Genomic DNA, 20494 nt, shown 5'->3' with positions numbered 1-20494 from the left:
TCACGATACTGGCACACTGGCCCGCTCTCCCACCACGATCAACTCTCCCTCCCGCGCCACCACCGCCACAAGCCCGTGGTCATCAGCCCGGCCAATGATGCTGCCCGCTGCCTGAAGAGTCGCGACCACATCAGCGTGGGGGTGCCCGTACGAGTTGTCGGCTCCCACACCGATAAGTGACACCGACGGACCGACGGTGGTGATGAACCGCGGTATTGTCGTCCCCGCGCCGTGATGCGGAACTGTGAACACATCTGCCCGCAACTCCGACGGCTCGTACTCGGCTAACAGCCACTGCTGTGATTCCTCTTCTGCGTCGCCCGTGAACAGCGTCGTGAAGCCAGGCCAAGGGTGTGTCCGCGACGTGATGGACACGACCAGTGACTGGTCGTTCGGCGCAAGGTACTGCGCGCGGGCTGCCGGAGGACCGAGGACGCGCAGAACTGCGTCACCGAGCGGCAGTTCCAGTCCCTCGTTCAGTTCGACCAGGGCGACCCCTGCCGACGCCACAGCGTCCCGGACCACGTCGAAGCCCGTGCTGGGATCGCGCGCCACACCCACAGCGACAGCACCCACCTGCCTGCCACGCAACACACCTATCAGGCCCGTGACATGGTCTGCGTGCATATGCGTAAGGATGACGAGATCAATCTCGCGAACCCGTAGACGCCTGAGACACCTGTCAATCGCCTCCGAGTCAGGTCCGGAATCCACGATGATGGTGGCCCCAGAGCCCAGTGACAGCGCGAACCCGTCTCCCTGGCCGACATCGCACGCGGCGACTACCCAGTCATTGGGCGGGAAGCCAGGCCCGTACAGCCCCGCGGACGTCAGCAGCTTCACCGGAACGTAGAGCGCCACGAAGCCGGCCGCCGCCGCGAGAACCACTCCTCGCGAACGGTGGAACCGAGCCGAGAGAACCCCCGCGACGATAACCACCATCATCGCGGCCGCCCCCGAAAGGCCCGCAGGTACCGTGATCAGCGCGTGTGGCAGACCCGCGCAGTACCTCGCCACAGCGAGCAGCCAGGTGACTGGTAAGCCAGTCACAGTCAGAACTGCTTCTGCCCCGCTCGTCCATAACGGCGCAAGCAGGAGGCCCGCATAGCCACCAATGATCGAGACAGTCACAACGGGCGCGGCAAGGAGATTCGCGAGAACGCCCACGACACTGAATTGCCCCGCAAACCCCGCTATGAGCGGGGCGGTAACGAAGTGCGCAGTCACTGAGACAGCCAGCACGGACGCGAGCAGCTTCGGCACTCCCCTGCGAACCAGCACATCTGTGAACGGCGGTGTGAGAACCACGATCCCCGCGGTAGCGGTGACAGACAATGCGAAGCCAAGATCCGTCGCGAGTTGCGGCCGGACAAGCAACAGGACGATGACAGCCGCGTGCAGTGCCGGCAACGCCTGCCGCCGTCGCCCGCTGATGAGGGCGAGGAGTGTCACCGAACCCATCGCGGCAGCTCGCAGCACGCTAGGTTCGGGACGGCACACGATCACGAACCACAGCAGCGCAACACCAGTCACCATGGCGGACAGCCGCCTCGATCCGGTCGCGTACCGGGCCACGAGCAGCACCGCACCGCACACGATCGTCACGTGCGTGCCGGACACCACAGTCAAATGTGTCAGGCTCGTCGCGATGAAGTCGTCACGCATCTGCTGTGACATCGCTGAACGGTCGCCAATCACCAGACCGGGCAGAAGTTGCGCTTGCTCCTCACCGAGGACGGACGAAACTACTCCGACAAACGATGCCCGAACATCCGACGCACTCCGCTGCAGCAGGGAGGACCCCGCGATGACCTTCGGATCGCCGCGGGCAAAAATTGTCGCGACAGTGAAATCCCGCCGGGAAGGTTCGGAGAGTTGCCCCCGCAGGACAACTGTCTCTCCTGGACGGAGCTTGTGCCACGCGGGCCCACTCGCGAAGACCGTGAGCTCCCCGCGGGCCTGTGCCCATTGGTCGTACTTTGCTGTCGACTGGTAGGCGCTGGCGGAAGCGCGAATCAGGAAGCGCGGCCTCCCGTCTGGGCCTGGTGTGACCAGCCGGGGATCGCTGCGCACAACCACCTCCAGCTGTGCCGTAGATGCTTCGCCGGCCAGGCTGCGCAGCGGATTCACTTCAGCCGAATATGCGCGCGCCCCGGCCGCAGCGCATGCCGCGGCACCGAACAGCATCGCGGCGACCAGTACACGTACCACTGAGCGATTAACTGTGTTACCGGCACGGATCTGCATCGCCGCAAGCGTGAGGGCAACCACGCTGAGTATCAGCGCACCAGTAAGCACAGGCCGGTAGCCGGTGTACGCGGCGAGCAGAACTGAACCCCATGTCAGCAGCGCAGCTGGCAGCAGTCTGACATCGAGTGCCCGGCCGTGGCGCGGCTGTGGAGGCGCGTCAGACAGTGACGTGGTCACGGATCTGGTCAAGTTTTGCCGGACCGATTCCCCGTACTTGCCTCAGCTCTTCGATGCTGCTGAACTGGCCATTCGTTGACCGCCATTCGATTATCGCGCCAGCGGTGACTGGACCAACGCCAGGCAGGGAAACTAGGTCGCTTTCAGTCGCGCTGTTGAGGTTGACGAGAGGTGCCGCGGTGGCGTGACCTACAGCTCCACCTGGGTCCGCCGCCATCACCGGGACACCGGTACGGAGAATCATGCTGACATGCGGAATTTCGTCACTACCTCCGTCCCGCCGCCCCACGACGATCTGGTCACCATCGGCGAGTGGCTGTGCAAGGTTGAGGGTGATGAGATCCGCCTGGGGCAGGGCGCCTCCCGCCCGGCTGAGCGCGTCCGCTACGCGCGCACCCTCGCTCAGCTCGACGAGGCCGGGCAGCTGGACATGTCCCGCGACACTCACGATTACATGGGCGGACTGCACAACCTCGACGTGTGAAGATTCCTCGATACCCTGCGAGGATCCATGGCCGTGACCGGGGTCCGCGGAGTCGAGTGCGCTCAGTGCCGCCAGTTCTGTTCCGTCCGTGACTGGCACTACTCCCACTGTCGCGCCGCTGCCGTGACTGTCCCTGAGCATCACAAAACCTGCGAATAGTGCGCCGAGCAACCCGACACCAACCAGCGCGATGGCTCCGGTTCTGGTCAGGTCGAGGCGTATTCGCTGCCGCCAAGGCGCTGGCCGTTGCTCCTCCTCGGTGAACCAAGGTGCAGCTGCGCCGTCGGTGTCGTTGTCCTGCTGGGACAGGCCGGCGTCATTCGGCAGCCGGGAACCTGATGCCCTCGTCGGCATCTCCATCAGCTGCCGAAAACGTGCCTGGGCGTCGTCGGCAGTTCGGCCTTCGTCATGCATGATGCGAAGGTAGCCACTAGCGGGCGGTGCCGTCAGTTCTGTTCCACGACCACCTGTGGATAACTTGATCCTGTGGATAACAACGGCGTCTTCGCGGTCGCCAGGTCAGGGGTGCCGGTAGACCGAGATGCTCAGCGCGCCAGGTCCAAGGTGGACGCCAAGCACCGCACCAAGGTCACCGACGAGCGATTCCTCCACCTCTGGAATCCTCTTCGTAAAACGCTCAAGCACCTCGTGTGCACGCTCTTCCGCCTCAAGGTGCTGCACTGCCACACAGAGCCCACCACCAGATCCTTTGGCACGCGCGGCTTCAGCCGCAACATCGACGAGGCGGACAAGCGCTTTCGATGCAGTGCGGGTCTTCTCGCGCACAGTCAGCTTCCCGTTTGCGAGTTGCAGGACCGGTTTGATCGCAAGGGCAGTTCCGAACATGGCGGCGGCGGTCCCGATCCGTCCGCCTCGCCGCAAGTTGTCGAGCTGGTTCACATAGACGAATGAGTATGCGCGCTCCGCAGCGTCGACGGCAGCCGAGTACACCGTGTCAAGGTCGGAACCGTTCGAGGCCTCCATCGCCGCGGCCCGCACCGCGAAGCCCAGTCCAAGCCCGGCGGCCGCAGAGTCGACGACTCGCACTCTCCCAACCTCCTGTGCGGCCTGTCGCGCCGCATCCCATGTCGACGAAAGCTGGCGAGATATGAACACGCCGACTACACCGTCACCGCCGCTGAGTCGATGAGCATGCTCAAACGCTTCCCGCATTTCCAGCGGTGAGGCACCGGCCGTGGAGACTCCCGTTGCCCGCCACACCGAATCCGGGATCGCGTCGATGCCCTCACGGAAATCATGGCCGCCCGAGAGGATATGCAGTGGCACTACGTGAATGCCGTATTGGCCGGTTATTTCACCAGGCAGGGTGGATGACGAGTCAGTTACCACGATGACTGCCACAGCTGCACCGTCTTTCGTTAGGCCTGGCCTAGGTCGTCTTCGGGATGAGTCAGTGTTTCACCCACACCGGACACGATAGCGTCGCGCATGAGTCCGGCAACCCGGCGGTGCGCGTCGAAATTCCAGTGGATGCCGTCTGGGTTGCCCTCACCTGCTTTGAGGTGAGTGATCGTGGCAGCAGCTAGGTCGACAAGCGGAACCGCATGCTGCGCGGCCCACCTCGACACTGCCCGTGAAGTTCGGGGCTGTCCGGGCTGTGAATAGCTGTAGTACTTGCTGTGCTGCAGGGCTGGCAAGGTGGCGACTACGGGCAGATCGGGCCGCACCGCGTTGAGGGCAGACCGCATCTCCTCCAAGTAGCACACGGTGAGGCGCGGTGGCAGCGCCATTGGCCATCCGACGGGAGACAGGGCTGACTGGACGTGACGATAGGCTCCGCGGACCACACGGCGCAGAACCGGCGGCCTGATATAGCGGATGTGTTCGCGAAGCGCTGTCGGCAGTGGTGACGGCAGCGAGTCCATGCCGCTTACCGCGATCACCACTGCACGTGCACGCGGAATCACCGACCATACCTGTGGATCCTGTGTCAGAGCCCACCATGCGTCCCTCGTCGTCCATCCGACGCGCGCGCACAAATGCGCCTTCAGACCAAGTTCCTCCGCGACGAGGTTCGGCCAGAGCCGCGGGTCGTTGGCCGGCAATCCCCCCTTAGGCCCATAGAACGCCAGTGAATCACCAAGAACCAGCAGCGCATCGCGTGTGTCAGACGGCATCGGGGGCGACCTCAGCAGACGAGTTCCACACATCGAGCCGCCATTGTCCGCTGGTCTGCTCCGCGGTGCTGAAATGGCGGAGCTGAACCCAGCTGGCGTTGCCGAGGCCCCCGAGGATCGGCCAGCGCGCCACCGGCAAGTCAAGCAACTGAGCGGTCAGGGCGGCGATCAGACCACCGTGGGCAACGAGCACAATCGGGCGCGTCGACCAGTCGGCGTATTCATCGGCCTCGAGTAGTTCTTCAACGACTGGCACAGAGCGCCGAGCGACATCGACGCGGCTCTCCCCGCCGGGCGGGGCCCACGTCGCGTTGTCTCGCCAGTAGGCGCGTGCGCCGGGGTACTCGGTATCGACTTCCGTGTGCGTCCGTCCCTGCCACAATCCGAGGTGTGTTTCGCGCAGACGCGCATCAGTGATCACCTCGAGGCCCGATTCCGCGCCTAGCGCGAGCGCCGTGTCGTGCGCGCGCTTCAAGTCGGACGAAAATACTGCTGATGGCTTGCATCGGGCGAGTACCTGGGCAGCGCGGACGGCCTGGTCAACTCCGAGTTCGGAGAGCTCGGTGTCAATTTGGCCCTGCATGCGCGCATCAGCGTTATAGACGGTCTGTCCGTGGCGGAGCAGAATGAGACGCCGGACCCTGGCTGGCGTAGTCATCAGGCGCCCTATCAGCTCGGAGCGGATCCGGCGTCGAGGCCCTCGACCTCGATCGCGGGACAGTCTTTCCACAACCGCTCGAGACCGTAGAAGTTGCGTTCATCGTCGTGCTGAATGTGGACGACGACGTCCACGTAGTCCAGGAGCGCCCAGCGTCCCTCCCGTGCGCCTTCACGGCGGGCTGGTTTGTGGCCAGCCTCCCGTAGCTTCTCTTCGACGCTGTCGACGATCGCTGTCACCTGGCGTTCGTTGGAGCCGGACGCGATGACGAAGCAGTCCGTGATCACCAGCTGCTCGGAGACGTCTAGCACGACCACATTGGTCGCTTTCTTGTCGGCAGCGGCGAGAGCGGCAATGCGTGCCGCGCGGATCGCATCATCGGATGCTGTCACGTGTCGTCTCCTGAAGTCTGATCATGGTTCCCCTGGACATCGTTGCCCACGTTATTCTGCCCTGGCGCGGACGCAGATGCAGCATCGCGGTCTTGCGGCTGGTAAAGACCGCGCTTCGTGATGTACTGCACCACCCCGTCGGGGACGAGATACCAGACGGGGCGTCCCGAACGGGCGCGCTCTCGGCATTCGCTCGACGAGATCGCCAGCGCGGGGATCTCTATCAGCGTCACTGTGTCATTCGGGTAGTCGCCTAGGTGACCGGAGAGGTGCTCGATATGCAATTCATAGCCAGGCCGGCTCACACCCACGAACCGCGCGAGATCGAACAGTTCCTTCCACGCTTGCCACGATAATATGCTCGCCAGCGCATCGGCTCCGGTAATGAAGTAGAGCTCCGCGTCCGGATGCATACAGCGCAGGTCCCGCAGAGTGTCGACGGTGCGGGTGATGCTCTGACGATCGATGTCGACGCGACTGACCGAAAAACGCGGGTTCGACGCTGTCGCGATGACGGTCATCAAGTACCGGTCTTCCGCGGCGCTAACGTCCCGGTCGGCCTTCTGCCACGGCTGCCCAGTAGGGACGAAGATGACTTCATCGAGCCCGAACCGGTCCGCAACTTCGCTCGCTGCGACGAGGTGGCCGTTGTGGACAGGATCGAAGGTGCCTCCCATTACGCCTATTCGGCGTTTCGGTTTTTCGCGCCCTCCTGGTTCAGGCTGTTGCTGCACGAGAGTCCACCTTACGGGTCACACGGGCAGCAGCCGCGCAACGACCGCTGCGAGATGCTCCGCGGTGCGACATTCGTGCATGGGGATGAGCTGCCGGTACGCCTCCGCAGCCGAGTCACCTGTCGCCCACTGCCGGGCAGGTTCGGGGTTCAGCCAATGCGCGTGCTTCGCGAGCGTCACCATGTGCGCGAGCGCCGCCAGATTCGGGTCGCGATAGTTGGTGCGTCCATCACCGAGGATCAGCAACGAGGACCGGCTGGTGAGCGCATCACCGAACTTCTCGACGAAAGTACCCAGCGCGTGCCCGTAATCGGAGTGCCCGTCGTAGGTGATCAGGCGGGCTTCACGGATCATCCTCGAGACGGCGACGCCGAGCTCGGAACCCGCGTCAAGAAAATTTGTGACTTCGTCCGTGGTGTCGATGAACGCGAACACGCGGACGCGCGAGAATTGTTCCCGCAGAGCGTGAACGAGCTGGAGCGTGAAGTTGCTGAATCCCGCAACCGATCCCGACATGTCGCATAGCACCACGAGTTCGGGGCGCGCTGGCCGCGGAGTGTGAAGCACCAGCTCAATTGGCACTCCGCCAGTGGTCATCGATTTGCGCATCGTTCGGCGAATATCGATCGCGCCGGCGCGATAACGCTTCCGCCGCGCAGCGAGCCGCGTCGCGAGCAACCTGGCTAGCGGAGCAACCGTGCGCCGTAACGCGGCGAGATCATCATCGGACGCTCGCAGAAAGTCCACCTGCTCAGCCACTTTCGGCACCGCATAGGAGGTGACTCTTTCTTTGCCGAGACGCTCCGCAACGCGGCGACGGGTCTCCCGCTCAATTGAGCCGCGCAGCCGCGCGACCAGATCTGCCGCATTACGTTTCGCAATTTCTTCGGCGAACGGTTCCGGGGCCTCTGAGATTTCCGGTGTGTCCGCAGGCGGCTTGAGAAGCCCATCGAGCACCTTCTTCATCACGACATCGGGTGCTACCGACTGCATTGCCTGATACGCCGAATGGGACTCCCCGTTGATGGACCGGTACGCACCGAGTTCGTCAACGATTATGGTGACCACGGAGTCAAGCTCGTCTTGTAAAGACGCTGAGTCGCTGGCGAGTAGTTCCGCAAGCAGATCTCGCAGTGCGGGGACGTCGATGTCGCCGTCCGGAGTGCGCGGAACGTCGAACTTCGAGTCCGGAGTAACCTTCGCGCCCACTGCTGCCGGGAACCACAGGTCGAATAGGCCATCAAAGATGGGCCGGTGTGTCGCACGGCGGACTAAAGCGCAGGCAAGACCCTCGCGCAACACCGCCCGGTCGAGAAGGTCAAGGTGGGTGATGACGCGCCCAGCATCAACAGTCTCAGCCGGACCGACCGGAAGCCCTTTGGCGCGCAACGCTTCCACAAATCCCGCCAGATGCCCAGGCAGCCCGTATGGTGCGAGCGGACCCCGGCCCGCGGGACCCTTCGGGGGCTTCGGTCTATGGTGCTGCGCCATCGCAAGTCCTCAGTTCAATCTGAGTTCGGCGGCGGCCCGCAGTTGATCGCTGCGGTGTTTCAGCACTACTCCTAGCGTCATGCGGACGGCGGCATCGTCGACGGTGTCCAGACCGAGCGCCAGCAGCGTCCTCCCCCAATCGATGGTTTCCGCCACGGACGGCGCCTTCTTCAGGTGCATACCGCGTAGCACGCTGATGACCCGAATCAGTTGCTCCGCGAATGCTTCTGGCAGTTCGGGGACCCGCGACGCAAGAATTTTGCGTTCTCGTTCGGGATCCGGGTAGTCCATGTGAAGGAACAAACACCGGCGCTTCAGTGCCTCTGAAAGTTCCCGCGTGGCATTTGACGTGAGGACTACAAACGGGCGACGCACCGCCTCAATCGTGCCGAGTTCAGGGACAGTGACCGCGAAATCACTGAGAACTTCGAGGAGCAGCCCTTCGAACTCGATGTCTGCCTTGTCGGCTTCATCGACGAGCAGCACTGTGGGATCTGCACGCCGGATCGCTGTGAGAAGCGGCCGGGACAGCAGGAACTCCTCGGAGAAAACATCGTCGCGGGTTTCCTCCCAACTGTTTTCGTGTGCGGCCTGAATACGGAGAATCTGCTTAGCGTGGTTCCACTCGTAGAGGGCCCGCGCCTCATCGACGCCTTCGTAACACTGCAGACGAACGAGCGCTGCGCCTGCGGCTTGTGAGACCGCGCGAGCTAGTTCCGTCTTGCCCACTCCGGCGGGCCCTTCGATAAGCAGTGGCTTACCCAGCCTGTCGGCGAGAAAGACTGCGGTCGCGGTCGCGGTGTCGGCAAGGTAGCCGGTCTCAGCGAGTCGATCAGTGACATCCGCGGGGCTCGAGAATATCGGGCGGGCGGCGGGCATGGAACGGTCCAATCCGGGTCCTTTCCTAAGTCAGCTTTCGCTGGGCAGACCTGTCACACCGGTCTGGTGTGGCCCGCTCCCCAGACGATCCACTTTGTCGAGGTCAGTTCGGGTAGCGCCATGGGGCCGCGTGCGTGCAACTTCTGTGTGGAGATACCTATTTCGGCACCGAAGCCGAACTGCTCCCCGTCGGTGAAGGCGGTGGAGGCGTTCACCATCACCGCCGCCGCGTCAACCCGGTTCGTGAATTCCCGCGCGGCCGCGAGATCTTGCGTGACGATCGCTTCGGTGTGGCTGGTTCCCCATCGGTCGATGTGCTCTATCGCCTCATCGATACCGCTCACCACTTTGATCGCGATATCGAGGCTCAAGTACTCGTCGCCCCAGTCGGAGTCCGTCGCGGGAACCATTCCCGGCAAATCACCGTGCACGGTGACGTTGCTCTTCTCCAGCGCTTTCATCAGACGTGGCAGTGCGGTCGAGGCAATTGACTCATCGATAAGTAGAGTTTCCGCCGTGTTGCACACACTCGGCCGACGGGTCTTCGAGTTGAGAACGATTTCTTCGGCCATGTCCAGGTCAGCGTTCCCGTGCACATAGACGTGGCAGTTTCCGACACCCGTCTCGATGGTCGGCACGGTCGCGTCGCGCACGACCGCACTGATCAGCCCAGCGCCTCCGCGTGGAATGACAACGTCAACGAGCCCGCGTGCCTGAATCAGGTGCGTCACCGAGGCGCGGTTTTCGCTAGGCAGCAGCTGAACAGCATCGGCAGGCAGGCCAAGTTCTGCCAGCGATCGGCGCAGAGTATGGACTAGCTGGGCATTCGATGCCGCTGCCGAGCCTGACCCGCGCAGCAGCACGGAGTTTCCGGACTTCAGCGCCAGGCCGAACGCATCCACTGTTACGTTCGGGCGCGCTTCGTACACGATTCCAACGACACCGAGGGGGACACGTTTCTGCACGAGTTCAAGCCCGTTCGGCAGCGTCGTGCCGCGCAGAACCTCACCCACAGGATCTGCCAGCCCCGCCACTTGCCGCAACCCGGAAGCAATACCTTCCACGCGAGCCTGGGTCAGCCGCAGACGGTCGAGGAGGCTCTCCGCCGTACCAGCAGCCCGTGCGCGCTCAATATCGCTGTCATTGGCGGCGATGATGTCCCCCGCACCTGCGAGCACAGCGTCAGCCGCAGCATGAAGCGCCCGGTTCTTCTCCTCAGTGGTGAGCAAAGCGAGCGCGCGCGCGGCCCCTCGCGCGCGGCGGGCTGCGTCGTGAACGGCGTCGCGCAGATCCTCCGCACCCGACGAGCTGGTCTCGATGGCACTGGCGGCGGACCCCTGAATACCCGTAGTCATGACCACCAGGGTAGCGGTTGCGTCACAAGACCGAACTACATGATGAGATGCTGTGGACATGAGCCGGATTGCGGTTCTCGGCAGCATCAACATGGACCTTGTCGTGCGGGCGCAGCGCTTGCCTGCACCTGGAGAAACGGTTCTCGGTGAGTCACGGCGAGAGATCCCCGGCGGCAAGGGCGCCAACCAGGCCATCGCGGCCGCCCGCATGGGTGCGCACGTCTGGTTTCTCGGAGCGGTGGGAACTGACAGCTATGCACAGCCCCTTCGGGAACACCTGCTGTCGGCTGGTGTGCACACATCGGAGCTACGCACCACCGCGGGCCCAAGTGGTTTCGCGTCGATCACGGTGAACCAGGAGGGTGAGAATGCAATCGTCGTCGTCCCCGGCGCAAATCAGTCGCTCCATGGACTTACGCCTGCAGACCGGGCACGTATCCGCGACTGTGATGTCGTACTGCTCCAGCTCGAGTTACCGATTGACGTCGTCGCCGAGGCCGCCGAGTTCGCGTGCATGGCAGGCACAACCGTGATGCTCAACCCTTCGCCCTATCAGCAACTCCCCGAGCGTCTGCTCACCCATGCAGACGTAGTGATCCTCAACGAGATTGAGGCTGAACAACTCGGACGCGACCAGGCTGGGTTGCGTCAGCTCCTCATCACCCGAGGGCGACGCGGTGCGCACTTTCGCGGTCGTGGAGGCGAAAGCTTCGACGTACCCGCCCTGGGGGTAGACGTTATCGACACCACGGGGGCAGGAGACGCGTTCGCGGGCGCCTGCGCAGCACTCTGGCACCGCGGCGCATCCGTCGCTGTGCCGTGGGCCTGCACGGCCGGTGCACTCGCAGTAACTCGAGAGGGAGCGTACAGTCCGGAATATGCCGAGGTGGCGGAAAGAATGCCTAGCCTGCGCGAGAGCTAGGCGTGTCTACCACACCTGGCCAATGATCACAATGTAATGATCGTCACATAGTGTCTCTAACCAGGGGATACGCTAGTCATCCCATGTCCGAATCCCTCGGCCGCCCTGACATCGGTAAGGCATCTTGTTAATCTCGGGTTACCGATGAATTCGACAGCAGAACGCCCAAACACCGCCCGGAGTGCGGTGCGATTCCGCTTCCCGGAGCCCAAGGATGGGGTCCGGCTGTGGGAGATTGCCCGCGATTCACAGGTCCTCGATCTGAATTCCAGTTATGCCTACGTCTTATGGTGCCGCGATTTCCGTGAGTCATCCGTAGTCGCTGAGGTCGACGGGAGAGTCGCCGGATTTGTCACTGGCTTCTTCCGTCCGCAGGACCCGCTGACGCTGTTCGTCTGGCAGGTTGCCGTCGACAGCGATTATCGCGGCATGAAGATCGCCCACGGGATGCTCGACTGGCTGCTCGATCAGCCACCAGTGCGTCGGGCAACCCACCTCGAAACGACCGTAAGCCCTGATAACAAGGCCTCGATCGCGATGTTCACCTCGCTCGCGCGCACCCGAAATACCTCTATTACGCGCAGCGATTTGTTCCCGCCCGATCTCTTCCCGGACAGCCACGAGCCGGAGGATCTCTATCGAATCGGCGAATTTGAACCGCGCTAAGCGCGCAACAGGGCTAAACCTGGCAACGCTGGGTAATAGAACTTATCCGTATCTTTCGTATGAGGAGTAACTCATGACTATCGCTCACCTGCCATCTGATGAAAAGGCCGAGAAGCCCGGCACCGGCCCTGGGGTTCCGAGCATCATCGAAACACGTGAATCCGAGGTCCGGGGTTACTGCCGCGGCTGGCCGACAACGTTCGACACCGCCCAGGGCGCGTGGATCACGGACACGTCTGGCCGCAAGTTTCTGGACTTCTTTGCGGGTGCCGGTTCACTGAACTACGGGCACAACAATCCCATTCTCAAAGAAGCGCTGATCGACTACATCGCGCGCGACGGCATCACGCACGGCCTCGACATGGCTACGGTCGCGAAGAAAGAATTCCTCGAGACCTTCGAAAACGTCATTCTGAAGCCGCGCAAACTCGACTACAAGGTCCAGTTCCCAGGTCCTACCGGCACCAACTCGGTAGAGGCGGCGCTGAAGCTCGCACGGAAGGCCACCGGCCGCGAAGCGATCATCAACTTCACAAATGCGTTCCACGGAATGACACTGGGCGCGCTGTCCGTCACCGGCAACTCGATGAAGCGCGCCGGCGCCGGGATCCCACTGGTGCACGCCACCCCAATGCCGTACGACAACTACTTTGGTGGCGTCACTGAGGACTTCCAGTGGTTCGAGCGTGTCCTCGACGATTCTGGCTCCGGCCTCAACCGCCCGGCAGCCGTCATCGTCGAGACCGTTCAAGGTGAGGGCGGTGTCAACGTCGCCCGTCCCGAGTGGCTCGCCGCTCTCGCTGAGCTCTGCGCTCGCCGCGATATCCTCTTGATTGTTGACGACGTCCAGATGGGCTGCGGCCGTACCGGACCGTTCTTCTCCTTCGAGATCGCTGGCATCACTCCGGACATCGTCACCGTGTCGAAGTCGATCAGCGGCTACGGCTTGCCGATGGCACTGACTCTCTTCAAACCGGAACTCGACATCTGGGCTCCCGGCGAGCACAACGGCACCTTCCGCGGCAACAACCCCGCGTTCGTGACATCGAAGGTCGCGCTGGATACCTACTGGTCGAACAACGCGCTTGAGCTCGACACCATCCGCAAGGGCCAGAAGATCGCCGAGAATTTCGATGACCTCGCCAAGAAGTACGAGGGAGAGGTCCACGGCCGCGGACGAGGCATGGTTCAGGGTCTGGTGTTCGACAAGCCAGAGCTCGCTTCGAAAGCATGCGAGATCGCTTTCGGGAACGGGCTGCTCGCCGAGACTTCCGGCCCGTCAGATGAGGTTGTCAAGCTGCTGCCGCCGCTGACCATCACGGACGACGAACTCGACCAGGGCCTCGCGATTCTCGCCGATGCCACTGAGCAGGTCCTCAGCTGATATCCCACGAATACGCGCCCCGGGATCGACAAACCAATCCCCGGGGCGCGTTTTCGTCGGGCACCAGACATTTCGAAGTCGCTGATCCCCCTACAACAGAAAGGCCGCTCCCATGATCGTGCGCACCACCCAAGAGATCACCGATACTGATCGCGATGTAACCGCCGAGAACGGAAACTGGCGCAGCAAGCGGATCGTTCTCGCTGACGATCGTGTGGGCTTCTCTTTCCACGAGACCACGATCAAAGCGGGCACGATCAACGAGTTCCACTACGCGAACCATGTTGAGGCCGTATGGCTGGTGGAAGGCCGGGGCAAGCTCACTGACCTGGAAACTGGCGAGGTGTACGACCTGGCCGCCGGTTCCATGTATCTGCTCAACAAGTACGAGAAGCACCGTCTCGAGGTCGACGAGCAGATGCGGATGCTGTGCGTGTTCAACCCGCCCGTTACCGGACGCGAAGTACACGACGAGAACGGTGTGTATCCGCTGATTGAGCTTGACTGACTGAGGTGAATAGACAGGCGGGGCTACGGGGCGGCCACCAAAGCCGCACCGAACGGTAACAAAACCGAACTTCTGATATTGGATGACGGGGAGTGTCAGTCCAGCCTGATACAACGGTAGAGACGCGGGGCAACAAGGGAAGGTTGCCCCGCGTTTCGCTGTCTTTCTGTGCCTTCTGTGTCGTTCTGGGGGCTCGCTAAGCTGGATGAGGTGAAACCCGTGGGCTCAGTGATCAGCGAGCAGCAGACCCTCAGCCGGAAGCACACCGTGCGGCTGATGGAGTGTTTGGCAGGCCAGCGCATTCTTGCCCTTACGGGCGCTGGAATCTCTACCGATTCTGGCGTGCCCGATTACCGCGGGCCTGACTCGCCCAAACGTACTCCGATGACCTTTCAGCAGTTCGTCGGAAGCGCCGCGAACCGTCAGCGATACTGGGCGCGTAACCACCTCGGCTGGCAGTACATCGAATCACGGTCGCCGAACCCAGGGCACCTGGCACTTGCGGAACTCGAGCGTTCCGGCGCAGTTGCCCATTTGATCACACAGAACGTTGACCTGCTCCACACCAAGGCAGGCCACCGCACCGTCATTGATCTTCATGGCACCTACCGGTCTGTCGTTTGCCTGGACTGCGGAAGTACGACCGACCGCAAAGCCCTAGCGAAGCGGCTCACCGAGCTCAACGCTGACTTCGGGGCCCGCACTGCGCTCGATGGACTGGAGGTAGCGCCGGATGCGGATGCGATCGTGCACGCCGTCGAGCATTTCCACGTCGCGGCCTGCGTTGCCTGCGGGGGCATCCTCAAGCCAGACATCGTGTTCTTCGGCGAGTCTGTTCCGCGTGAACGGGTCGAACACGCGTATGCCGCCGTGGACGACGCGACGGCACTTCTTGTTGCGGGGTCATCACTCACCGTCATGTCAGGGCTCCGGTTCGTGCGGCATGCAGCGAAGCAGGGAAAACCCATCGTCATCGTCAATCGAGGGGAGACGCGAGGCGACGATCTCGCGGCACTCAAGCTCAATGCGGGATGCACCGAGGTCCTCACGACTCTGGCGCGACTACTGACGTAGCGTTTGCGCATTGAATAGATATCTATCAATATAGATGGATGTCAATGGCACCAGCTGGCCATCAGCCGCTCACGGCTGAGGAAGCTCAATCGCGGGCGCGCACGCTAAAAGCCCTAAGCGACCCCGTGCGTTTACGAATAGCGAGCCTCATCGCGAGTGATCCCCGCGGCAAAGTTTGCGTCTGCGACATCACTCCACAATTCAGCCTGTCGCAACCGACAATTTCCCATCACCTCAAGGTGCTGAAAGAGGCGGGGCTCCTCTCTTGTGAGCGCACTGGCACCTGGGTGTACTACTGGATCGCTCCCGGAGCCGAACCACTGGTGAGCGCTCTGCTCGGCCCCTCCGCTCCCACCGTTACACCCGACACGAACTGCTGCTGAAACCTCAAGAAGGAGTGCCGTGAGTACTGCACGCACGGACGCTGTTACGTCAAGCCCTCCCGCCCCGGCGGGCCGATTGTCCACGCTCGACCGCTTCCTCCCCCTATGGATCGCCCTCGCGATGGGAGCAGGCCTGCTGCTGGGCCAGTTCGTGCCTGGGCTCGGCTCGGCGATCGACGGCATCAAGATCGACGGCATTTCCCTGCCCATTGCGCTCGGCCTGCTGATCATGATGTACCCGGTTCTGGCGAAGGTGCGTTACGACCGGCTCGACACGGTGACCGGAGACCGTCGGCTGCTCACAAGCTCAATCTTCCTGAACTGGGTCATCGGCCCAGCAGTGATGTTCGCGCTCGCGTGGATCTTCCTCGCCGACTTACCGGAATACCGCACCGGTCTCATCATCGTCGGACTCGCACGATGCATCGCGATGGTGATCATCTGGAACGATCTGGCCTGCGGTGACCGTGAAGCGGCGGCTGTTCTAGTCGCCCTCAACTCGGTGTTCCAAGTCTTCATGTTCGCGCTGCTCGGCTGGTTCTATCTCGCTCTCCTGCCCAGCTGGCTAGGGTTCGAGCAGGCATCGATCGACGCCTCCCCGTGGGACATCGCACGATCCGTGCTGATATTTCTGGGCATCCCTCTGCTGGCCGGATATCTGACACGCCGCTTCGGCGAACGCGCGAAGGGACGCGAGTGGTACGAAGCCAAGTTCCTGCCAGTCATCGGCCCATGGGCCCTCTATGGGCTGCTATTCACCATCGTCGTCCTCTTCGCCCTTCAGGGTGAGCAGATCAGCTCGAACCCGCTGGACGTCGTCCGTATTTCTGTGCCGCTGCTCATCTACTTCGCAGTCATGTGGTTCGGTGGCTACCTCCTAGGAGCGGCAATCGGACTGAGCTACGAGCGGACCACCACGCTTGCGTTCACCGCCGCAGGCAACAACTTTGAACTAGCTATCGCCGTCGCCATAGCGACCTTCGGTGTCACGTCAGGCCAGGCCCTCGCTGGTGTGGTCGGACCCCTGATCGAGGTGCCTGTCCTGGTCGCACTCGTATACGTGTCCCTGTGGCTCCGAAAGCGTTTCTGGGCCGCATCACCCCTCCCGGAAGGAAGCACCCGCAAGTGAAAAGCTCTGACAAGCCTTCGGTGCTGTTTGTGTGCGTCCACAACGCGGGCCGCTCGCAGATGGCCGCCGGCTACCTCCGCCACCTCGCCGGTGACACAATCGAGGTGCGATCAGCTGGTAGCGCACCCGCGGACACCATCAATCCCGCTGCAGTCGCCGCGATGGCTGAAGAGGGCATCGACATCACCGCACAACAGCCCAAAGTGCTCACAACCGACGCTGTCGGGGTGTCAGACGTGATCATCACAATGGGATGCGGCGATGCCTGCCCAATCTTCCCTGGGAAGAGCTACCGGGATTGGCAACTCGACGATCCTGCTGGCCAGGGCCTCGAGTCGGTACGGCCAATTCGTGACGAGATCCGACGGCGCGTCGAAGCCCTGATCGGCGAACTCGTCACAGTGCGCTAGCACGTCAGCGCAAGTGTGCTACCAGGTCGTCCGCGTGGATAACGGGACGGCGCAGCTCGGCCGGAAGATCAGTGCTGGACCGGCCGAGCATCGCGGACAATTCCGACGAATCAAATGCGACGACACCCCGCGCCACCTTCGCGCCATCTTTGTCGATGATGTCCACGACATCGCCGCCATAGAATCGGCCCTCGATTCGAGTGATGCCAGCGGCGAGCAAGGAGCGGCGTTTGCCGACCACCGCTGCCACCGCACCATCATCGAGCTGCAGACTGCCGTTGGTGTCGGCCGCATGGCGCACCCAGAACTTCCGCGCTGACATTCGCCCGGGCCGGGCTGCGAACACAGTGCCTACAGCAGCAGTGGACAGCGCGCTGTCCGCGTCCGCAGCCGCGGCAAGCAGCACGGGAACCCCTGAGTCCGCCGCGAGACGAGCGGCGGACAGTTTGGATGCCATTCCACCGGTACCGAGCGCTCCCCCAGTCCCGGCGACCACGCCGTCGAGGTCGTCCGGTCCAGCGACCTCGCGAATGATTGTGGCACCCCCTTTGCGCGGGTCTCCGTCGTAAAGTCCGTCCACATCAGACAGGAGAACCAGCGCGTCAGCACCGACTAGGTGCGCGACGAGAGCAGCCAAGCGGTCGTTATCGCCGAACCTCAACTCCGTCGTAGCGACAGTGTCGTTCTCATTGACGACCGCCACGGCGCGCAGCGAACGCAAGCGGTCGAGTGTTCGCTGGGCATTCCGGTGCTGGGCACGACGTGCGATGTCATCAGCGGTGAGCAGCACCTGGCCCACGACCCGATTGTGCCGGGCGAAGGAGGTGGACCACGCTTGCGCCATGGCAAGCTGCCCCACACTGGCGGCGGCCTGTTTGGTGGCGAGGTCTTGTGGACGTTTCTTCAGACCTAGCGGCGAAATCCCCGCGCCTACCGCGCCTGAGGAGACGACAACAACGTCGGACCCGGCGCGCATCCGCGCCTCACAGGCGTCCACGAGCGCATTGAGCCGGTCAAGTTCAAGGCCACCCTCGAGGGTCGTGATAGCGGAAGAGCCGATCTTGACAACGATGCGACGGGCGCTCGCTATGGACTCCCGGACGCTCATCGGCCTGTGTCTCCTCCCTGATCCGCATCATCTTCAGCGCGCGCTTCCAGCCCCCGCCGGACCCGGCGTGCAAACTTACGTTCTTTAGCGCCGATGCGCTCACTCTGTTCAAGGCGCGCATCGGTCCCGCGGCCGCTCAGCACGACATCGGTACCCGCCGGTGTCTGTGGCTCCCAGTCGAACGTCACAGGACCGATGGTGACCTGTGCACCTGGTTCCGCTCCGAGACGCAACAGTTCGTCCTCGACGCCGAGGCGTGCAAGGCGGTCTGCGAGGAAGCCGACCGCTTCGTCATTGTCGAACTGGGTCTGGCGAATCCAGCGCTCAGGTTTGGTGCCCCGCACCACGAAAGCACCTGGAGTGGCTGGGTCAGGCGATACCGCGAAGTCGCGCTCCTTCACCTGCACCGGACGGATGATTGGCCGGCGCTGGGTTTCCTTCGGATGCGCTTCGCGGTATTCCTCCACCATCCGCGCGAGGGCAAAACTCAGGTCACGCAAACCGGTGCGTGCCACGGCCGAAATGATGTAGACGGGCCAGCCGCGTTTGTCGAACTCGGGTTTCACGAAGTCGGCAAGTTCCGCAGCCTCAGGCACGTCTGCTTTATTCAGGACCACGATCCGCGGACGCTCAGCCAAATCTCCGAGGCCAGTATCAGCGGCCAGCGCCGGGGTATATGCAGCGAGTTCTGCTTCCAGCGCATCGATGTCGGAAACAGGATCACGACCCGGGTCCATCGTGGCGCAATCGACGACATGTGCGAGTACCGCGCAGCGTTCGAGGTGTCGCAGGAAATCGAGGCCAAGGCCTTTACCATCGCTCGCACCAGGGATAAGTCCCGGCACGTCAGCGATGGTGTAAGTCGTCTCGCCCGCTTCGACGACGCCGAGGTTGGGCGCGAGCGTAGTGAATGGGTAATCTGCGATCTTCGGTTTAGCGGCTGATAGCACCGAAATCAGCGAGGACTTACCCGCAGACGGAAAACCGACCAGGCCAACGTCAGCGACCGACTTGAGTTCAAGCACGACCTCGCCCTGTTCACCCTCCTCACCAAGGAGAGCAAAGCCCGGCGCGCGCCGCGCCTTCGACACGAGCGCAGCATTACCTAGCCCGCCCCGGCCACCCTTCGCGATCACAAACTCAGATCCGGGGCCTACCAAGTCGGCGAGCATCTCGCCGTCTTTGTCCAGGACGACTGTACCGTCGGGGACGTGAAGGATGAGGTCCTCGCCGTCAGCACCGTTGCGGTTGCTGCCCATCCCAGGCCGACCGCTAGTCGCTGTAGCGTGCGGGCGGAAGTGAAAGTCCAGCAGGGTGTGCACACCGGCATCGACGACGAGCACGACGTTTCCGCCCCGGCCACCGTTCCCACCGTCCGGACCGCCCAGCGGTTTGAACTTCTCCCGGTGCACGGACGCGCAGCCGTGGCCGCCGTTGCCCGCTTGCACATGCAGAACAACCCGGTCAACAAATCGAGCCACAGTCAGTTCCTCCTCTTCAGCACCGGAAAACGAAAAAGGAGCGGGCCTACGAGCAGCTTGGCCCGGGCCCGCCCCTAATTCAGAGCGTTAGTGCTGTGTTGTTCCTTGAGCTGAACCCCGCTGAACTAAATCAGACAGCTTCAGCCGGAACGATGTTTACGGTCTTGCGACCACGCTTGGCGCCGAACTGCACCGAGCCTGCTGAAAGCGCAAACAGCGTGTCGTCCCCGCCACGCCCGACGTTCACGCCCGGGTGGAAGTGTGTTCCGCGCTGACGGACGAGGATCTCGCCCGCGTTCACCAGCTGACCACCGAATCGCTTCACACCGAGCCGCTGGGCGTTGGAATCGCGCCCGTTGCGTGAACTCGATGCACCCTTCTTATGTGCCATTTCCCTGATCCTCCTCGAAGGCCCTCGGGCCTTTTAAGCCCTGGTGCTAACTTTCCTGAACCGGCGCTTACGCGTTGATACCGGTGACCTTCAGGACGGTCAGCTTCTGCCGGTGACCCTGACGCTTGTGGTACCCGGTCTTGTTCTTGAACTTGTGGATGCGGATCTTCGGGCCCTTGGTGTGCTCGACGACCTCACCAGTGACCGTGGCCTTAGCCAAAGCAGCGGCGTCGGAGGTCACTTCTGCGCCGTTCACAACGAGGGCGACAGGAAGCTCAACAGCAGTGCCCGGAGCACCCTCGATCTTCTCGACCTTCACGAGGTCACCAACAGCAACCTTGTACTGCTTGCCGCCGGTTTTGACGATCGCGTACATGGAGGGCTACCCCTTGCTTCATCGAACTTTCTACTCGCACCGCTTGTCGCGGGGCGACTGGTCTATTGTTTGCTGCCCACATCCCGCGGTTTCCCGCGAAGCTG

20 protein-coding genes and 1 pseudogene are annotated in these 20494 nt (G+C 62.7%); 7 read left to right on the top strand and 14 right to left on the bottom strand.

What is annotated here, in order from left to right:
- The 10 genes from AS9A_RS05545 to AS9A_RS05500 form a co-directional block, all read right to left on the bottom strand.
- Complete coding sequence (locus tag AS9A_RS05545; protein ID WP_013805945.1) at positions 1 to 2427, bottom strand: ComEC/Rec2 family competence protein; 2427 nt, start codon at positions 2425 to 2427, stop codon at positions 1 to 3.
- Complete coding sequence (locus AS9A_RS05540; protein ID WP_013805944.1) at positions 2408 to 3325, bottom strand: ComEA family DNA-binding protein; 918 nt, start codon at positions 3323 to 3325, stop codon at positions 2408 to 2410. The genes AS9A_RS05545 and AS9A_RS05540 overlap by 20 nt, the downstream gene beginning before the upstream one ends.
- 105 nt (positions 3326 to 3430) lie before the next feature.
- A complete protein-coding gene (locus tag AS9A_RS05535; RefSeq protein ID WP_013805943.1) occupies positions 3431 to 4273 on the bottom strand; it encodes a DegV family protein in 843 nt (280 codons plus the stop codon).
- Between the two features lie 17 nt (positions 4274 to 4290).
- Positions 4291 to 5049 (bottom strand): diglucosylglycerate octanoyltransferase, encoded by a 759-nt coding sequence (octT, locus tag AS9A_RS05530; RefSeq protein WP_013805942.1) that lies wholly within the window; start codon positions 5047 to 5049, stop codon positions 4291 to 4293.
- A complete protein-coding gene (locus tag AS9A_RS05525; RefSeq protein ID WP_041450892.1) occupies positions 5039 to 5707 on the bottom strand; it encodes a histidine phosphatase family protein in 669 nt (222 codons plus the stop codon). Before AS9A_RS05525 ends, octT begins: the two co-directional genes overlap by 11 nt.
- A gap of 11 nt (positions 5708 to 5718) precedes the next feature.
- Positions 5719 to 6099, bottom strand: a complete 381-nt coding sequence (gene rsfS / locus AS9A_RS05520; protein ID WP_013805940.1) for a ribosome silencing factor — start codon at positions 6097 to 6099, stop codon at positions 5719 to 5721.
- Positions 6096 to 6833 carry a nicotinate-nucleotide adenylyltransferase gene (nadD, locus tag AS9A_RS05515; RefSeq protein WP_013805939.1) on the bottom strand — a complete coding sequence of 246 codons (738 nt, stop codon included), beginning with the start codon at positions 6831 to 6833 and terminating at the stop codon, positions 6096 to 6098. Before nadD ends, rsfS begins: the two co-directional genes overlap by 4 nt.
- A gap of 18 nt (positions 6834 to 6851) precedes the next feature.
- The gene (locus AS9A_RS05510; RefSeq protein WP_041450891.1) at positions 6852 to 8324 is read right to left on the bottom strand and encodes a vWA domain-containing protein; all 1473 of its coding nucleotides are present in this window, start codon (positions 8322 to 8324) and stop codon (positions 6852 to 6854) included.
- Positions 8325 to 8333: 9 nt separating this feature from the next.
- Positions 8334 to 9203 carry an AAA family ATPase gene (locus AS9A_RS05505; protein WP_041450890.1) on the bottom strand — a complete coding sequence of 290 codons (870 nt, stop codon included), beginning with the start codon at positions 9201 to 9203 and terminating at the stop codon, positions 8334 to 8336.
- 53 nt (positions 9204 to 9256) lie between these two features.
- Entirely contained in the window at positions 9257 to 10558 is a 1302-nt protein-coding gene (locus tag AS9A_RS05500; protein WP_013805936.1) for a glutamate-5-semialdehyde dehydrogenase, read from the bottom strand.
- Between the two features lie 52 nt (positions 10559 to 10610).
- Here AS9A_RS05500 and AS9A_RS05495 point away from each other — a divergent pair, with 52 nt between their 5' ends.
- From AS9A_RS05495 to arsB, 7 genes and pseudogenes are all read left to right on the top strand, one after another.
- Positions 10611 to 11480: a ribokinase gene (locus AS9A_RS05495; protein ID WP_013805935.1), complete on the top strand. Its 870-nt coding sequence runs from the start codon at positions 10611 to 10613 to the stop codon at positions 11478 to 11480.
- A gap of 144 nt (positions 11481 to 11624) precedes the next feature.
- Positions 11625 to 12146, top strand: a complete 522-nt coding sequence (gene ectA / locus AS9A_RS05490; RefSeq protein ID WP_041450889.1) for a diaminobutyrate acetyltransferase — start codon at positions 11625 to 11627, stop codon at positions 12144 to 12146.
- A gap of 73 nt (positions 12147 to 12219) precedes the next feature.
- On the top strand, positions 12220 to 13530 hold the full coding sequence (ectB, locus tag AS9A_RS05485; RefSeq protein WP_013805933.1) for a diaminobutyrate--2-oxoglutarate transaminase: 1311 nt from the start codon (positions 12220 to 12222) through the stop codon (positions 13528 to 13530).
- A 112-nt stretch (positions 13531 to 13642) separates the two neighbouring features.
- Positions 13643 to 14038 carry an ectoine synthase gene (locus tag AS9A_RS05480; RefSeq protein WP_013805932.1) on the top strand — a complete coding sequence of 132 codons (396 nt, stop codon included), beginning with the start codon at positions 13643 to 13645 and terminating at the stop codon, positions 14036 to 14038.
- A 276-nt stretch (positions 14039 to 14314) separates the two neighbouring features.
- Positions 14315 to 15112, top strand: a complete 798-nt coding sequence (locus tag AS9A_RS05475; protein ID WP_041451557.1) for an NAD-dependent protein deacetylase — start codon at positions 14315 to 14317, stop codon at positions 15110 to 15112.
- 44 nt (positions 15113 to 15156) lie between these two features.
- Positions 15157 to 15495, top strand: a complete 339-nt coding sequence (locus AS9A_RS05470) for an ArsR/SmtB family transcription factor (RefSeq protein ID WP_013805930.1) — start codon at positions 15157 to 15159, stop codon at positions 15493 to 15495.
- Between the two features lie 19 nt (positions 15496 to 15514).
- A pseudogene (gene arsB, locus AS9A_RS05465) lies at positions 15515 to 17034 on the top strand (ACR3 family arsenite efflux transporter).
- Positions 17035 to 17038: 4 nt separating this feature from the next.
- On the opposite strand, the gene proB reads toward arsB, so the two are convergent.
- The 4 genes from proB to rplU all read right to left on the bottom strand — a co-directional run bounded on the left by proB (position 17039) and on the right by rplU (position 20390).
- The gene (gene proB, locus AS9A_RS05455; protein ID WP_013805927.1) at positions 17039 to 18142 is read right to left on the bottom strand and encodes a glutamate 5-kinase; all 1104 of its coding nucleotides are present in this window, start codon (positions 18140 to 18142) and stop codon (positions 17039 to 17041) included.
- Positions 18139 to 19623, bottom strand: a complete 1485-nt coding sequence (gene obgE / locus AS9A_RS05450) for a GTPase ObgE (RefSeq protein WP_013805926.1) — start codon at positions 19621 to 19623, stop codon at positions 18139 to 18141. The genes proB and obgE overlap by 4 nt, the downstream gene beginning before the upstream one ends.
- 130 nt (positions 19624 to 19753) lie before the next feature.
- On the bottom strand, positions 19754 to 20014 hold the full coding sequence (rpmA, locus tag AS9A_RS05445; RefSeq protein ID WP_013805925.1) for a 50S ribosomal protein L27: 261 nt from the start codon (positions 20012 to 20014) through the stop codon (positions 19754 to 19756).
- A gap of 67 nt (positions 20015 to 20081) precedes the next feature.
- Positions 20082 to 20390 carry a 50S ribosomal protein L21 gene (gene rplU, locus AS9A_RS05440; RefSeq protein ID WP_013805924.1) on the bottom strand — a complete coding sequence of 103 codons (309 nt, stop codon included), beginning with the start codon at positions 20388 to 20390 and terminating at the stop codon, positions 20082 to 20084.
- Between the last annotated feature and the right edge of the window lie 104 nt (positions 20391 to 20494).

It is taken from the genome of Hoyosella subflava DQS3-9A1 (genome assembly GCF_000214175.1).
GTDB lineage: Bacteria > Actinomycetota > Actinomycetes > Mycobacteriales > Mycobacteriaceae > Hoyosella > Hoyosella subflava.
The sequence above is the reverse complement of the archived record's forward strand: the minus strand, read 5'-3'. Positions and strand labels throughout refer to the sequence as shown.

Bases quoted from the DNA above. Each gene is read 5' to 3' on its own strand.
- AS9A_RS05525 (WP_041450892.1), bottom strand. From the start codon at position 5,707: ATGACTACGCCAGCCAGGGTCCGGCGTCTCATTCTGCTCCGCCACGGA.
- AS9A_RS05475 (WP_041451557.1), top strand. From the start codon at position 14,315: ATGGAGTGTTTGGCAGGCCAGCGCATTCTTGCCCTTACGGGCGCTGGA.
- AS9A_RS05510 (WP_041450891.1), bottom strand. From the start codon at position 8,324: ATGGCGCAGCACCATAGACCGAAGCCCCCGAAGGGTCCCGCGGGCCGG.
- AS9A_RS05470 (WP_013805930.1), top strand. From the start codon at position 15,157: ATGGCACCAGCTGGCCATCAGCCGCTCACGGCTGAGGAAGCTCAATCG.
- rpmA (WP_013805925.1), bottom strand. From the start codon at position 20,014: ATGGCACATAAGAAGGGTGCATCGAGTTCACGCAACGGGCGCGATTCC.
- rplU (WP_013805924.1), bottom strand. From the start codon at position 20,390: ATGTACGCGATCGTCAAAACCGGCGGCAAGCAGTACAAGGTTGCTGTT.
- AS9A_RS05480 (WP_013805932.1), top strand. From the start codon at position 13,643: ATGATCGTGCGCACCACCCAAGAGATCACCGATACTGATCGCGATGTA.
- AS9A_RS05505 (WP_041450890.1), bottom strand. From the start codon at position 9,203: ATGCCCGCCGCCCGCCCGATATTCTCGAGCCCCGCGGATGTCACTGAT.
- AS9A_RS05540 (WP_013805944.1), bottom strand. From the start codon at position 3,325: ATGCATGACGAAGGCCGAACTGCCGACGACGCCCAGGCACGTTTTCGG.
- ectA (WP_041450889.1), top strand. From the start codon at position 11,625: ATGAATTCGACAGCAGAACGCCCAAACACCGCCCGGAGTGCGGTGCGA.
- octT (WP_013805942.1), bottom strand. From the start codon at position 5,049: ATGCCGTCTGACACACGCGATGCGCTGCTGGTTCTTGGTGATTCACTG.
- AS9A_RS05500 (WP_013805936.1), bottom strand. From the start codon at position 10,558: ATGACTACGGGTATTCAGGGGTCCGCCGCCAGTGCCATCGAGACCAGC.
- ectB (WP_013805933.1), top strand. From the start codon at position 12,220: ATGACTATCGCTCACCTGCCATCTGATGAAAAGGCCGAGAAGCCCGGC.
- proB (WP_013805927.1), bottom strand. From the start codon at position 18,142: ATGAGCGTCCGGGAGTCCATAGCGAGCGCCCGTCGCATCGTTGTCAAG.